Annotated in this window: 15 protein-coding genes; 9 read left to right on the top strand and 6 right to left on the bottom strand. The window is 34.7% G+C overall.

The window, feature by feature from the left end; genetic code table 11:
* Window positions 1-26: 26 nt before the first annotated feature.
* The 3 genes from ACWG0P_RS12830 to ACWG0P_RS12840 are packed head-to-tail and all read right to left on the bottom strand — an operon-like array spanning window position 27 to window position 4844.
* Entirely contained in the window at window positions 27-1325 is a 1299-nt protein-coding gene (locus tag ACWG0P_RS12830) for a 2-hydroxyglutaryl-CoA dehydratase (protein ID WP_455802052.1), read from the bottom strand.
* Window positions 1322-4261 carry an acyl-CoA dehydratase activase-related protein gene (locus ACWG0P_RS12835; protein WP_455802053.1) on the bottom strand — a complete coding sequence of 980 codons (2940 nt, stop codon included), beginning with the start codon at window positions 4259-4261 and terminating at the stop codon, window positions 1322-1324. The genes ACWG0P_RS12830 and ACWG0P_RS12835 overlap by 4 nt, the downstream gene beginning before the upstream one ends.
* Window positions 4251-4844, bottom strand: coding sequence for a TetR/AcrR family transcriptional regulator (locus ACWG0P_RS12840; RefSeq protein ID WP_455802054.1), 594 nt, complete (start codon window positions 4842-4844; stop codon window positions 4251-4253). Before ACWG0P_RS12840 ends, ACWG0P_RS12835 begins: the two co-directional genes overlap by 11 nt.
* Before the next feature lie 228 nt (window positions 4845-5072).
* On the opposite strand from ACWG0P_RS12840, the gene ACWG0P_RS12845 reads away from it, so the two are divergent.
* The 4 genes from ACWG0P_RS12845 (at window position 5073) to ACWG0P_RS12860 (ending at window position 7623) form a co-directional block, all read left to right on the top strand.
* Window positions 5073-5693 (top strand): DUF4004 family protein, encoded by a 621-nt coding sequence (locus ACWG0P_RS12845; RefSeq protein WP_455802055.1) that lies wholly within the window; start codon window positions 5073-5075, stop codon window positions 5691-5693.
* A gap of 12 nt (window positions 5694-5705) precedes the next feature.
* A complete protein-coding gene (locus ACWG0P_RS12850; RefSeq protein ID WP_455802056.1) occupies window positions 5706-6071 on the top strand; it encodes a LiaF transmembrane domain-containing protein in 366 nt (121 codons plus the stop codon).
* Window positions 6055-6681, top strand: a complete 627-nt coding sequence (locus tag ACWG0P_RS12855; RefSeq protein WP_455802057.1) for a polymer-forming cytoskeletal protein — start codon at window positions 6055-6057, stop codon at window positions 6679-6681. The genes ACWG0P_RS12850 and ACWG0P_RS12855 overlap by 17 nt, the downstream gene beginning before the upstream one ends.
* 75 nt (window positions 6682-6756) lie before the next feature.
* Entirely contained in the window at window positions 6757-7623 is an 867-nt protein-coding gene (locus tag ACWG0P_RS12860) for a YitT family protein (protein WP_455802058.1), read from the top strand.
* A 25-nt stretch (window positions 7624-7648) separates the two neighbouring features.
* Here the strand turns inward: ACWG0P_RS12860 and ACWG0P_RS12865 are convergent, their stop codons facing one another.
* From ACWG0P_RS12865 to coaBC, 3 genes are all read right to left on the bottom strand, one after another.
* Window positions 7649-8335, bottom strand: a complete 687-nt coding sequence (locus ACWG0P_RS12865) for a hypothetical protein (protein WP_455802059.1) — start codon at window positions 8333-8335, stop codon at window positions 7649-7651.
* A gap of 111 nt (window positions 8336-8446) precedes the next feature.
* Complete coding sequence (locus ACWG0P_RS12870) at window positions 8447-9232, bottom strand: type III pantothenate kinase (RefSeq protein ID WP_455790246.1); 786 nt, start codon at window positions 9230-9232, stop codon at window positions 8447-8449.
* Complete coding sequence (gene coaBC / locus ACWG0P_RS12875; protein WP_455802060.1) at window positions 9226-10437, bottom strand: bifunctional phosphopantothenoylcysteine decarboxylase/phosphopantothenate--cysteine ligase CoaBC; 1212 nt, start codon at window positions 10435-10437, stop codon at window positions 9226-9228. The genes ACWG0P_RS12870 and coaBC overlap by 7 nt, the downstream gene beginning before the upstream one ends.
* 180 nt (window positions 10438-10617) lie before the next feature.
* Here coaBC and ACWG0P_RS12880 point away from each other — a divergent pair, with 180 nt between their 5' ends.
* From ACWG0P_RS12880 to ACWG0P_RS12900, 5 genes are all read left to right on the top strand, one after another.
* Window positions 10618-12141, top strand: coding sequence for an NAD(P)H-hydrate dehydratase (locus ACWG0P_RS12880; RefSeq protein ID WP_455802061.1), 1524 nt, complete (start codon window positions 10618-10620; stop codon window positions 12139-12141).
* Window positions 12142-12156: 15 nt separating this feature from the next.
* Window positions 12157-12825 (top strand): suppressor of fused domain protein, encoded by a 669-nt coding sequence (locus tag ACWG0P_RS12885; protein WP_455802062.1) that lies wholly within the window; start codon window positions 12157-12159, stop codon window positions 12823-12825.
* A 64-nt stretch (window positions 12826-12889) separates the two neighbouring features.
* Window positions 12890-13372, top strand: coding sequence for a hypothetical protein (locus ACWG0P_RS12890; RefSeq protein WP_455802063.1), 483 nt, complete (start codon window positions 12890-12892; stop codon window positions 13370-13372).
* A 23-nt stretch (window positions 13373-13395) separates the two neighbouring features.
* Window positions 13396-13887: a hypothetical protein gene (locus ACWG0P_RS12895; RefSeq protein ID WP_455802064.1), complete on the top strand. Its 492-nt coding sequence runs from the start codon at window positions 13396-13398 to the stop codon at window positions 13885-13887.
* Complete coding sequence (locus tag ACWG0P_RS12900; protein WP_455802065.1) at window positions 13884-14492, top strand: hypothetical protein; 609 nt, start codon at window positions 13884-13886, stop codon at window positions 14490-14492. Before ACWG0P_RS12895 ends, ACWG0P_RS12900 begins: the two co-directional genes overlap by 4 nt.
* The last annotated feature ends 4 nt before the right edge of the window (window positions 14493-14496 follow it).

Below are 14496 nucleotides of genomic sequence, written 5' to 3' on the forward strand. Positions count from 1 at the left end.
ATAATCGAAATGGTGTCTGTTTTGTTTTATCTTGATTCATATGCATACGCATGTGCATTATCATGTTCTAGTTTTACTTCATCGCTTCCATAAAATTGTTCATTCATACGTGCGTTAGATAACATAAGCTTTAAACGATTTTCTTGATTCACCTTGGTGGCGCTTGGATCATAATCAACCGCAACGATGTTTGCATTTGGATAAATTGTTTTTAGTTTTCTTGTCATTCCTTTAGCGACAATATGATTCGGTAGACAGCCAAATGGTTGACAACATACAATATTATTGATTCCTTGTTTGATAAGCGCAACCATTTCACTTGTTAATAGCCAACCTTCTCCCATCTTATTTCCACGATTTATAATACCTTCACTACAAGCAATAACTTCTTTGAAGGTATCTGGTTCACGAAAAACACCTTGTTCTTTGATGGTGATATTGGCAGAACTTTGTAAATGTTGAATATACGTATTTGCTAATCGTATGAACACATGACTCCATTTATGGTGGTTGTAGTATTCATGGTCAATACAGGAATTTTCTAAACAGTATAATGCAAAATCCATGACTCCAGAAAGGACAGGTTCACATCCTTCTTTGATAAGGAAATCTTCTAAGTCTCCATTTCCAAGTGGAGCGTATTTCATATAGATTTCACCAACAATGCCAACTTGAATCTTTGGTTTTGTACTACGTTCAATGGAAGCAAAATCATGAAGCATTTCTCTATAATTTTTCTTCAAACGTAGAAACTGAAAGGTATCAAATTGCGCAGTGATTGTTTCCACCCATGTTGTAACAAGCGCATCTGCACTTCCTTTGATAACTTCATAAGGTTTACATTGGTTTTTAATCCACATCAACATATCAGAATATAAAAAGGCATATATGATGCGTAATAAAATTTTTGGAGTTAGTTTAAATCCACTGTTCTTTTCTAGATTGGAAAAGTTAACGGAGATAACTGGTACGTGTGCAAAGCCAGCTTGTATCAATGCTTTACGAAGAAGGTGGATGTAATTTGATGCACGGCATCCTCCACCTGTTTGCGTAATTGCAAGGGCTACATGATCCACATCATATGCTCCACTTTTTAGCGCATCAATCATTTGACCAATGACCAATAAGGCAGGGTAACATGTATCATTATGAACATTTTTTAAACCTTCATCAATGATTTGTTGTCCTTCTGTTTTTAGTATTTCTACTTTATAACCATCTTTTTGTAAGATGTTTTGTAGGAATGCAAAATGAATAGGTAACATCATGGGAACCAAAATAGTATGTGTTTTTTTCATTTCTTTTGTAAATTCTACACGATTCATTTTTCATCACCCTTCCTTTCATCCATTGCGGCTAATAGGGAACGACAACGGATCTTTACAGCTCCTAAATTATCTACTTCATCTATTTTTATTTGGGTATATAATTTGTTGTTGTCTCTTAATAAATCTTTGACTTCATCTGATGTAATGGAATCAATTCCACACCCAAAGCTAACGAGTTGAATGAGTTCCATATTCTCTTGGGTTGTGACAAATTGTGCAGCGTTATACATGCGAGAGTGGAAGGTCCATTGATTTAACGTATGTAGTTTTGGCATGGTTGGTTGTTTTTCAATACAATCTTCACTTAGTACTACACAGCCAAGATCACTTAATAAGCGATGAATTCCATGATTTACTTGTGGATCAATATGGTAAGGTCTTCCTGCTAATAGAATCATATCTCTACCATGCTCTTTTGCATACTGAATAGCACGTGTTCCTTCTTCTTTTACTTTATCTTTATATGCATCATAGGCAAGATAGGCGTGGGTGCTAGCTGCACGTACTTCTTGATAGGATATTCCCATTTGTTTTTGTTGGAAGTAAGCAAACAATTTTTTATCAAATGTGGATTTATCGTCCATGTATACATATGGATATAGGAAGTTTGTAGTTTGTAAATCCATATTTCCTTCGATTACTTCTGGATAATAGGCAACGACAGGGCAATTATAGTGATTATCACCCATACCTTCGTTTACGTTATAACTCATACAAGGATAGAAGATTGTAGAGATACCTTTATTGATTAGGGATTGGATATGTCCATGTACTAGTTTTGCAGGATAACAAATGGTATCGGAAGATATCGTGTGTTGTCCCATAGCATATAAAGCCTTACTTGAACGATCACTTAATACGACTTCATATCCAAGATTGGTAAAGAAAGAATGCCAGAATGGTAAGTTGTCATACATATTGAGTACCATCGGGATGCCAATCTTTCCACGAACTCCAGGATAGCCTTTTAATTTCATAAGTTCTTCATATTTAAATTCATATAAGTTTGGAAGCTTTTCACTGTTTCCTTTTCCTGTAATTGGACGTTCACACTTATTTCCTGCAATGTGTTTAGAACCATCATAGAACGTGTTCACTGTTAAATTACAACGATTGGTACACAAACCACAATGAATGGCTTTGGAAGTGTGTGTAAAGTTTTTGATGTCTTCATGAGAAAGGATTGTACTTGTTTCTTTGTGTTTTTCTTTCGCAAGTAAGGCAGCTCCATAAGCTCCCATTAAATGGGCAATGCTAGGACGTATCACTTGTCTGCCTAATTCAATCTCAAAACTTCGTAGTACGGTATCATTTAGGAACGTTCCACCTTGTACAACAATTTCTTTTCCAATATCATCTGCACTCTTGGCACGGATGACTTTATATAGGGCGTTCTTTACGACACTCATACATAAACCAGCAGATATATCTTCCATAGAAGCACCATTTTTCTGTGCTTGTTTTACAGAAGAATTCATAAATACAGTACAACGTGTTCCTAAATCAACAGGGTGTTTTCCCATAAGCCCCATTTGTGCAAAAGCTTGAATATCATGCCCCATGCTTTTCGCAAAGGTTTCAATGAAACTTCCACAACCACTCGAACAAGCTTCGTTTAGTAAAATATCATCGATGGAATTATCTTTGATTCGAAAGCACTTCATATCTTGTCCACCAATATCGATAATGAAATCAACATTTGGATTAAAATGTTTAGCAGCCGTATAGTGTGCAATGGTTTCCACGATACCGATATCTAAATGAAAAGCACGTTTGATTAGTTCTTCTCCATATCCAGTCACAGCACTTTGTGTAATCTTGATACGATCTTCTATTTGTTCATAGATGTTTAAGAGTTCTTGTTTTATAACATCTACAGGATTTCCTTGGTTGCTTGTATAACTTTCATATAAAATTTTACAATCTTCATCAATCAAAACAAGCTTTGTAGTTGTACTTCCTGCATCAATACCAAGATAAGCATTTCCTATATAGGTATGAATATCTGCTTTTTTTACTTTCGCATGATGATGGCGATTTATAAAATCAAGGTATTCTTCATCGTTTTCAAATAGGGTAGGTAATCCAGCGGTTTCTACTTTCTTAACAGACATTTCTTGCATACGTTTTAAAATTTCATCATAACGGTATGTCTTAGATTCACTTCCTGCATACACAGCACTTCCTAAAGCAACGAAATAAGGGGATAATTCAGGAAAGTTTGCTTGTGTATCATCTAGATGTAAAGTTTCCATGAAACGCTCTTGTAGTCCCTTCATAAAATGAAGGGGTCCACCTAAAAATAAAACATTTCCTTCAATGTTACGTCCTTGGGCCAAACCCGCAATGCTTTGATCCACTACGGCTTGAAAAATACTTGCGGCTAAATTACTTTTTTCACACCCTTGATTGATTAAGGGTTGTACATCACTTTTCGCAAATACTCCACAACGAGAAGCAATTGGATACAAGGTTGTATGTTGCAAAGATAGTGTATCCATAGTTTCTAAATCAACATTCAACAAGGTAGCCATCTGGTCGATAAACGCTCCTGTTCCACCAGCACAAGTAGAATTCATACGTTCTTCTAAAGCGCCTCTTAAAAAGATGATTTTGGCATCTTCTCCACCTAGTTCAATTACGACATCAGTTTGTGGATAATATTTCTTTACAGCTTGTGCACTAGCAAACACTTCTTGTACAAAAGGGAAGTTGGCATCATTTGCGATACCCAATCCAGCACTCCCTGTAATAGCTAAGGTGATTTCTTGTCCTTCAAGTAACTCTCTTAACTCTTGAATTTTTGTAACACTCATTTCTCTTACTTTGGATTTATGACGCTCATAACTTTTGTATATGATATCATCATGATCATTTAAGACCACAGCTTTTAATGTTGTAGATCCAACATCGATTCCTAATTTATAACTCACGAATATCCACCTCACTATCCATAATGCATTTTGCTACACGTTTTACTTCAGGTAATAAATTTTCTAATATATCTGGGTGATCAAAGGATAGGGCATTGTAACAAATAACACTTACAATTTCCATTAACAACATCATACGATTCAATGTCATACGATCTTCTTCACCTTCACGTTTCCATAGACTCAAGAATTCTTCAAGGCGTTCTACTTCTTTAAAGACAATACTTCTATGTTCTTCTGTATCTAATATATAAGGCATATTTTTTTGAATGGTCTTTAATAACAAAGGATCACAACGATGATTTTGAATCAATTCTTCTACAAAGGTTTGTTTCCAACAAGATCCTTGTTTCTTTGATTTCTCATACGATCTATTGACTATCTCATTGATTAAGGTTCCATGTTGTTTTGTTAGAATTTGCGAAATCAAAGCACTCTTATCTTTGTAATACAAATAGAATGTTCCTTTTGCTACATTGGCTCTTTTTACGATTTCATTAACAGAAGTAGACTCTACGCCTTGTTCCTTGAAGAGGGCGATCGCAGCTTGTTGAATACGTGCGGATTTATCTAGTGTCTCCATAAAAAGTACCTCCTTAATCATTACATTGTATTAGTTTAAACCTAAAATGACCACCGGTCAATAACTTTGTGGTAATTTTTACCTAGCTTTTTTCGAATGCTTTTATTATCCGATAAGTGAAAACGGTTTCGTATAAAATAAAAAAAATTATACAAATCTATTTACAATGTAACAATGTTATGCTAATATATGAGTGTAACAAAACATTGTTACGTTAGAAGGTGACTTATGGAGATATCAAAGAAAGATTTATTGGAAGAAACAAAAATCTCTTATGGACAACTATATCGTTGGAAACGCGAAGGTTTGATTCCAGAGGAATGGTTTGAAAAACGTTCTTCTTACACAGGACAGGAAACGTATTTTCCTAGGGAAGAGATTTTAAAGAGAATTGAAATGATTCAACAATTGAAAGATGTATACTCGTTAGACGAATTATCCAAGATGTTAAATCCTACACACAGTAGTGAAACATTCGATGAAGAGGCACTAGAACAAATCAAAGAATTGGATGATCAAGTTGTCGCTGGATTTATGGATAGTTTACAAAAAGATGAATTTAGTTATAGTGAAGTGATTTTAATGGTTGCCTATAGCAAATGTGTGGAAGAATATACATTGGATGAAACAACGATTAAAGATTTAATAACGTATATGACAATGAATTTACAAGGATTGAACAGTATTGATTATACCTTATTGCTTATCAAAGTGAAGGAAGACTACTATATGATACTCGTACAAGATAAAAATACAAAGTTCTTGGATAAACGTATACAAGTAATGAAAGAAATAAGTTTACAAGATATCAGTAGCGCTATCAAGCTAAAGTATCAAAGTACATTTTAGGAGGATAAAAGAATGATAGGACGTTTAAGTTTTCGCACCAAACAAATATTGATTGGTTTGATCTTTATTGAAATCGGTGTTGGATATTTGGGAGACCAAATGAAATGGTGGGAGTTTACAATTTTCTTTCCAGGTTGGTGGACTATGTTTTTGATCATACCTGCGATTATCGGTATAATTGATTATGGATTCTATATCGCAAATATGGGTATGTTATTATTTGGATGTTACTTCTTAGCAAATGCGAATGGATGGATTGATTATAAATTGAGTTTTCCGATTTTCGTGGCAATCGGATGTATATGTATTGGAATACGCTTATTATTTAGAAAGAGAGTGAAATGGTATGACTACACAGCAAATGGATATAAAGATTGAGGGATTAGGGACGATCAGTGAAGGAAGTTATGGTCGTATAAAAGTAGAGGGTGTTGGGAAAATTAGAGGGAATGTAGAATTTGAAACTATGGAAATAGAAGGTACGTGTAATGCGGATCAAAATTTAAAGGGCGGTCTTTTAAATATTGAAGGTATGTTCAAAGTAAAAGGGGATATACGCGTAAAACAACTTAACATCGAAGGTATGTTGAGAACAGAAGATCGTAAAATCTATGCGAATGAAATTCGTGTAGAAGGAATGTTGAAAAATAGTGGAGAAGTGAATGCTGATCGAGTAATCATTGAAGGATGTGCAAGTATCAATGATTTATTCGGTGACGAGATTACAATAGACTATGGGTATATTGGAGTTAGAGGCCTCTTTCATTTTGGACACAATAAGTTGTTTGAAAAAATGAATCGTGCGAACAACATTGAATGTAGTAAGCTAACTGCACAAAATTTAACATGCCATTCTATTAGCGCAACAGACATTGTCTTGAGTAGCCACTGTGTTGTAGATACTATTTATTGTAATGGAACCTTACGCTATGATAGTACTTGTAGAATCAAACATATTGAAGGGGATTGTATCCAACAAGGGAAATAAAAAGAAAGTCGATGAGTGCTTGCACTGGTCGACTTTTATGTTATAATTTTAGCGTTTAATACAGGGAGAATATTTATGAATACAAAGAATAAAGAATATATAAAGTATGCGTACGTAATTTTTGGAGGATTTATATTTGCAGCTGGTGTAAACCTATTTATTGTACCTCTTAATTTATATACAGGAGGAGTGATTGGTATTGCGCAAATCATTCGTTCTGTTTTATCCCAATATGCACATTTAGATTTTGGTGGTTTTGATATTGCGGGTATTATTAACTTTGCGATGAATGTACCGCTCTTTATTATGGCATATCGTAGTATCTCAAGACGTTTCTTTATAAAGACGTTATTATGTGTACTTGCTCAAACACTTGCATTCACTGTCGTGATGATTCCATCTAAACCTATTATTGATGATGTACTAGCAGCTTGTTTAATTGGTGGATTGATTGGTGGTTTTGGTATTGGGTTGGCACTTAGAAGTGGGGGAAGTGGAGGAGGATTGGATATCCTTGGTGTATACTTCGCTAAGAAATCGAATTTCTCTGTTGGAAAATTATCCATTGTTGTAAATGCTTTGATTTATGTGTGTTGTGCATTATTATTTACTATATCCACTGCTATATATTCCATTATTTATACGGCATGTATGTATATGATGGTAGATAAGATTCATTATCAAAACATCAATATGACCGCAATGATTTTTACAAAGAATGATAAAGTTCAAGAATCTATTTTGAAAGAGACAAGACGAGGGGTTACCTATTGGAAAGGCGCTGGTGCCTATACCAAAACGGATACCTTTGTATTGATGACTGTTATCAATAAATATGAAGTATCACAATTGAAAAAAATTATCTTATCAATTGATCCTAATGCGTTTATTATCTTTAATGAAGGTATGAGTATTAGTGGTAACTTTGAAAAGAGGTTATAAAAAAATACAGTTTAGCTGTATTTTTTTATGCTTTTCCTCTTTGAATTCGACTTCCTATAATCTTCTCTGCTTCTCCATTAAGTCCTTCTAATACAATTCCACGTATATCCGTTATGTAGTAGGTAGGATCATTCTTTGTACGTAAGCGAATATGGATTTCACTAATCGCACCAACAATAGGTGGATTGGTAAAGTAGTTGCGAAAGAGCTCTGCATCCTCAGGATGTACAATTTCATGTTGAATTGATTCTTCTACAAATTGGTGAGCATTCCCAACTGCATGCCAATTCAATGAATCACAAATCGTATCATTAACAAAGTTATACTCAAAGATAATCAATCCAGTAATATCCGCAATTTTTCGATAACGATATTCAAAGGTATCCAAATTTAATTCATCTTGTTTTAGTTGTTGATTGAATTGATCCAATAAACTTTCACAGTTCCTTAACGTATGTTCATTTTCATCGTATTCAAAATCATATTGATCACATAAATCTTGCATTTTTCGATTCAATCTAGATTTCTGTTGGTACACCTTCATTTTATCAATACTCCATAAAATAACCACAACAGAGAATAAAAGTATTAATACATATGGAATTTCTTTCACGACAACATTCCCCATGTGTTTTTCGTGTTCATATATCAAAATCCCATAAATACTAATGAAACATAAAATACTAATCAATTCTTTCCAAATTTTTCGCATATTCCCAGCCCCTTTCTTTATCTATATTATAGATTATAACAAATTTCACAATATTTTTATAGCTTTGAGCATCAAAGCATGAAGAAAAAGACATGAGTGTTCATGCCTTTATTACTTACGATTTACTTTATCTGCAGTATACTTCTCATAAATACATTTTAATCCTTTAAATGTCAAATCACGATCATATACATCAATTTCATCCGTGTTCTTATAAATAATCTTTCCAAGACCTCCAGTCGCAATAACTTTCATATTACTTCCAATAGCCTCTTTGAATTTCTTAATGATGTATTCACTTTGTCCAATATAACCATAGATAAGTCCAGCTTGCATACTTGTAGTTGTTGTTTTATTCAAAATGGATTTTGGTTTCTTGATTTCAATTTCAGGAAGTTTTGCGGCTTGTGTCCACATGGCTTGCGCACTTGTTTCTAGTCCTAACGTAATGACACCAAATTCAAAGTTTCCACGTTCATCTACGTAGTCATAGGTAGTTGCTGTTCCAAAATCTACAACAAGACAAGGACCACCATATTCATGATAAGCACCAGCAGCATCTACGATTCGATCAGATCCTACTGCTTTTGGATTTTCTGCATTTACAGAAATACCAGTTTTGATACCAGGTCCTACAATGATTGGTTCTTTGTTCATATATTTACGAATACTATTGATAAAAGAGTGCATGATCATAGGGACAACACTACTAATAATGACATCTTGAATATCTTTTATTTCTACTTTTGAAGCAGATAAGAAGTTCATGATCATAAATCCATATTCATCACTTGTTCTCTTCAATTTTGTAGTCAAACGATAGTTTCCTATCAAACGATCTTCTTTATAAATACCAACCGTTATATTTGTATTTCCTATATCGATAACAACTAGCATGAACCTTTTCCTTCTTTCTCATTGTGAATTTCTAACAGACGGTGCAATATAGCTACTCCAATGTCATATTTACTCATACGTGTAAAGTCTGTATGTTTTTCTTTTTCAATCATCGTCACTACATTGGTATCATGCTGGAAACCAGCTCCTTCTACTAATAGATTGTTCGCAATGATCATATCGCAATGTTTCTTTTCTAATTTTGCTTTGGCGTTTTGTAATAAATCTTGTGTTTCCATCGCAAACCCACATAACAGTTGATGATTTTTTTTATGTTCTCCAAGGTAGGCAAGGATATCAGGATTTTTTATAAATTCGATGTTTAAGGTGTCACCTTGTTTTTTTATTTTATTATCTGCGATGCTTTGGGCACGATAATCACCAACCGCTGCAGCTTTGATGATAAAGTCTTGAGTTGCATATAAATCTTGTACGGCTTCCATCATATCCATCGCACTTTTAATATGTATTACATTGATATCAAGGGGAGGTTGTAAATTACAAGGTCCAGAAATAAGCGTTACTTCCGCTCCCATATTTCTTGCGGCACGCGCAATTTCATACCCCATCTTTCCAGAGGAATGATTGGAAATAAAACGCACAGGATCCAATGCTTCTTGTGTAGGACCGGCAGTTACTAGAACACGTTTTCCTTGTAAAATATCACTTGTATCTAAGGCATGTTCAATATGTTCCATAATGGTTTCAAGATCCGCTAGTTTTCCTTTGCCAACATCTCCACACGCTAACAAACCAGTAGCAGGTTCGATTAACTCATATCCTAAAGATAAGCAGGCTGCTAGATTACTTTGCGTAACCGGATTTTCATACATATTGGTATTCATTGCAGGACAAATCATTTTCTTACAAGAAGCAGCTAGAAAAGTTGTTGTTAACATATCATCCGCTATTCCATGAACAACTTTCGCAATGACATTCGCACTCGCTGGTACAATGACAAAGAGATCTGCACGTTGTGCAATGGATATATGTTTTACGCTACGATCTGCTACCTTTTCAAAGGTAGAAACCATAACATTATGTTTGGTAAGAGATTCAAATGTTAATGGGGAAATGAACTCAGTTGCATTTTGCGTCATTATGACTTCAACATCATACCCCTTTTTGATTAAATCACTGGTCAACTGTGCAGCTTTGAAAGCGGCGATTCCACCACTGACTCCCAATACAATTGTTTTTTTCATAATAACCTCCCATAAGGAATGCTTTTAGCTATCTTATTATAACGCAACTGTACTGCCTTGACAAGTTGAAGAAAAGAAAATGTTAAATATTTCACAAGCAAATAAATTACGATGAAAAAACTTCTTTTTCAAAATCATGAAAAGCGTATTATAATAAGAATATAGAAATGAGGAATGAGTATGTTTATTGTGTCTACGAAGGATATGCGTGCATTAGATCAAATTGCTATTTCAGACTATCATATTCCGTCTTTACAATTGATGAAACAAGCAGCATGTACTTTAAAAACATATATTGATGAAAACTATCATAAGGAAGATTGTATTTGTATTGTATGTGGACCTGGCAATAACGGAGGAGATGGATTTGCTTTGGCAAGCATATTACAAGAAGATGGCTATGCTCATGTACGTGTGTTATGCAATGTAGAAGAAACATCCTTGTCACAAGACGCAATGGTGTATGCCCAACGTTGGAGAAAAATAGGAAATACGATAGAAAAAGAAATGGAAATAGAGCACCTATGTTCTTTACTAGCTCGTCAAGATTTGATTGTAGATGCCTTATATGGGACGGGTCTTTCGCGTCCAATCCAAGGTAAGGATGCCACGATGATACAAGCAATTACAGAAAGTGGAGTTGCTGTGTTATCAGTAGATATTCCAAGCGGTATTCATTCAGATACAGGAGAAGTGATGGGGTGTGCAATAAAAGCAACCACAACCATTACCTTTGCATGCGCAACACTTGGTCAATTTATTTATCCTGGTTCTCAACATTGTGGTACTATGTATATTAAATCGATTGGGATACCTTCACAAGCTTTACAAAAAATCACAACCTATTCCATCTTGGAGGATAGCCTAGCAAAAGAGATGTTACCAATACGTAAAGCTCATTCTCATAAAGGTAGTTATGGAAAAGTATTGTTAATTGGAGGAAGTGTTTCCATGCATGGAGCATTGACTTTGTGTGCAAAAAGTATGTTACGAAGTGGCGTTGGAATGTTGACATTATTCCTTCCAGATGTTATCGTTTCAGTTTTATCACAGAAGATAGAAGAATGTATGCTTGTATCTGTACCATCCAACGATGGATTCTTTGCGCCTAATGCCATTGATAGATTAAAAGAATGTATACAGGATTATGATATGATTGTGATAGGAAATGGTATGGGAAGAGGAAAGAATGTAGAATCCTTAGTTTCCTATGTTCTACAACAAGAACTACCATGTGTAATAGATGGAGATGCTATCTATGAATGTGCAAAACATTTAGATTTACTCAAACAAAGAAGTGCACCAACGATCTTAACGCCACATCCCAAAGAGATGAGCTATTTAACAAATTTGGTCGTACAAGATATTGTAAAAGATCCATTCACCATTGTGAAACAATTTGCCAATGAATACCATGCGGTAGTAGCATTAAAGGATCAATACACCTATATCAGTGATGGAAAAGAACTTTATGTAAATACGGCAGGAAATCATAGTTTGGCAAAAGGTGGAAGTGGAGATGTCTTATGTGGCATCATTGCGGGTCTTTTTGCCCAATCGAAACAAGCACTTCCTGCTTGTGCCTGTGGCGTATATGTACATGCAAAATGTGCAGATGAATTGTTGAAACGGGAAGATGGAAATAGTATTTTACCATCTGATTTAATAGATGAATTATCAAGCGTTTATCAATCGTTACGATAAAGAAAGGAAACCTATATGGGAGTATTTGATAAATTAAAAAAGAAACAAAGTGAAGCTGTAGAAGAACAAAAAGAGGAATTACATGTCGGTTGGGACGCTATCGAGAAAGCATTCCTTAAAACATATCCAGAACAAATAAATCCCAAGCATTATGCTACTTTAATCAAATGGCGTTTGGGTGGAAAAGATCCATTAGATGGTATTAGTATTTATGAATCAAAAGAGTATTGGCACTTCGTTACGTTTGGGTTAAGCGAACTTTATGAAAAAGAGAGTGAGAACTTAGAATATAGTGGATATGGTATGGAATTTACATTCAAGTTAAAGAAAGATACGTATAGCGATGAAGAAGGAGAAATTCGTTGTATTTGTGGTATTTTACAATCCATTGCGAGAGTTACTTTTCAAAACGGGGAACTATTTCAACCTTATGAATATCTGTATACAGGGCAAACACAGGGCATTGATAGTGAGATGAAATCCAATATCACTGGCTTTATAAGTGTGCCTGATCAAGAGGTAGAAGGTATCGATACACCTTTTGGTCGTGTTGACTTCATACAATTCATCGGTGTAACAAACGAAGAAATCACTGCAGTTAAAAATAAAGAAATCACAGTAAAAGAATTGTTTGAAAGACTTGGAAGTGATATCACCAATTATCATCGCAAGTCTATTCTCTAAGAACTAATATAAGAAGAACTCTTCATATCTAGCATATGAATACATAAGATAGGAGTGATGAGATATGGATTCTATCGAAAAGGATATTGCAAATTTATACAATAAAGACGCAAACAGTGCATATGCATCTTTGAAACGATTATTACAGGTAGTGGAACAATCCAATCTTGCGTATGCTTATATGGAAACCTTCTATGAAATGATGGAACATGAAAACTCTTATGTTCGAACAAGAGGGATTATATTACTAGCCCTCCATGCAAAGTGGGATACAAAGAATTATGTAGATCGATATGTCGATGCCTATATTACGCACATGGAAGATGAAAAAGCTATTACATCAAGAACGTGCATACAACATGCGGTTCATATAGCACGCTATAAACCACAATTGTGCAATATATTATTAGAAGCCTTAGAAGGGGGGACTCGTATATATAGTGAGTCCATGGCTCCTCTTATATATAAAGATCGAAAAAAAGCGATAAAACAAGTACAAGAATGGATGTATATTCATGAAGAACAAAGTGACAAAACAAAAAGGTAGTCACGACGAGAGGAACTCATTACATGAAACAAATGATATTATATGATATTGGAGAGGATGTCTTTCCAATGATGAAACAAGAAAGTTTACTATTTCATGCACTGCCAACGGTCAAGGATTGTGTTGGATGCTTTTCTTGTTGGATAAAAACTCCAGGAAGCTGTTGTATTAAGGATCGTTGTAACGACTTTACGAAAGAATTATCCACCATTGATAAGCTCATCATTATTTCACCAATTACGTATGGCGGATATTCCAGAAACATAAAAGCAGTACTTGATCGTTCTATCGGTTATTTATTGCCATACTTTCGAACATTCCATAAAGAAACACATCATCAAATGCGCTATGATAAACAATTTGCTATGCATGTGTATTTTTATGGACCGTGTGAACAGGATGAAAAAGAAGTTGCGAAACAGTTAGTGGATGCGAATGCATTAAATTTAAATACCAGAGAGCATCATGTTCATTTTTATAACGATGTAAATGATGTATACGAGGTGCTTTTATGAGAATTGCATTATTGAATGGAAGTCCTCGTGGTAAGAATAGTACATCTTATTACCTATTAGAAGAACTCTCTAAATCTCTTCAACATCAAGACGCTACCATATTTACAAAAGCAACCTTACCTTCACTGTGTGATTGTTTAAAAGAGCTCGATGTCCTTGTGCTTGCTTTCCCACTCTATGTGGATTCTATGCCAGCATCCCTCATCGATCTGTTGGATGTTATAAAAAGTACAGGGATACACAATACAAAACTAAAAGTATATGCGATTGTGAACAATGGATTTTATGAAGCTAAACAAAATCATGTGGCAATCTCTATGGTATGGAACTGGTGTAAAACATGTGGGTTTCAAAAAGGATATGCGATTGGTGTTGGAGGGGGCGAAATGGTTCGTTTCGCACCACTAGGACATGGACCAGAAAAAAACTTAGGAAAAGCGATGCAAGAACTAACGAAACACATATGTGAAAAACAATCTGTAATAGATCAATATGTGGAACCTAATTTCCCAAAGTTCCTTTACAAGGTGGCAGCGCATTATAACTGGAAAAAACAAATACGATCAAATGGATTAAAACCAAAAGATATTAAGAGAAAATTATAATCGA

It is taken from the genome of Amedibacillus sp. YH-ame6, from assembly GCF_053848845.1.

Bases quoted from the DNA above. Each gene is read 5' to 3' on its own strand.
- ACWG0P_RS12830 (WP_455802052.1), bottom strand. From the start codon at position 1,325: ATGAATCGTGTAGAATTTACAAAAGAAATGAAAAAAACACATACTATT.
- ACWG0P_RS12840 (WP_455802054.1), bottom strand. From the start codon at position 4,844: ATGGAGACACTAGATAAATCCGCACGTATTCAACAAGCTGCGATCGCC.
- ACWG0P_RS12845 (WP_455802055.1), top strand. From the start codon at position 5,073: ATGGAGATATCAAAGAAAGATTTATTGGAAGAAACAAAAATCTCTTAT.
- ACWG0P_RS12850 (WP_455802056.1), top strand. From the start codon at position 5,706: ATGATAGGACGTTTAAGTTTTCGCACCAAACAAATATTGATTGGTTTG.
- ACWG0P_RS12855 (WP_455802057.1), top strand. From the start codon at position 6,055: ATGGATATAAAGATTGAGGGATTAGGGACGATCAGTGAAGGAAGTTAT.
- ACWG0P_RS12860 (WP_455802058.1), top strand. From the start codon at position 6,757: ATGAATACAAAGAATAAAGAATATATAAAGTATGCGTACGTAATTTTT.
- ACWG0P_RS12865 (WP_455802059.1), bottom strand. From the start codon at position 8,335: ATGCGAAAAATTTGGAAAGAATTGATTAGTATTTTATGTTTCATTAGT.
- ACWG0P_RS12870 (WP_455790246.1), bottom strand. From the start codon at position 9,232: ATGCTAGTTGTTATCGATATAGGAAATACAAATATAACGGTTGGTATT.
- coaBC (WP_455802060.1), bottom strand. From the start codon at position 10,437: ATGAAAAAAACAATTGTATTGGGAGTCAGTGGTGGAATCGCCGCTTTC.
- ACWG0P_RS12880 (WP_455802061.1), top strand. From the start codon at position 10,618: ATGTTTATTGTGTCTACGAAGGATATGCGTGCATTAGATCAAATTGCT.
- ACWG0P_RS12885 (WP_455802062.1), top strand. From the start codon at position 12,157: ATGGGAGTATTTGATAAATTAAAAAAGAAACAAAGTGAAGCTGTAGAA.
- ACWG0P_RS12890 (WP_455802063.1), top strand. From the start codon at position 12,890: ATGGATTCTATCGAAAAGGATATTGCAAATTTATACAATAAAGACGCA.
- ACWG0P_RS12895 (WP_455802064.1), top strand. From the start codon at position 13,396: ATGAAACAAATGATATTATATGATATTGGAGAGGATGTCTTTCCAATG.
- ACWG0P_RS12900 (WP_455802065.1), top strand. From the start codon at position 13,884: ATGAGAATTGCATTATTGAATGGAAGTCCTCGTGGTAAGAATAGTACA.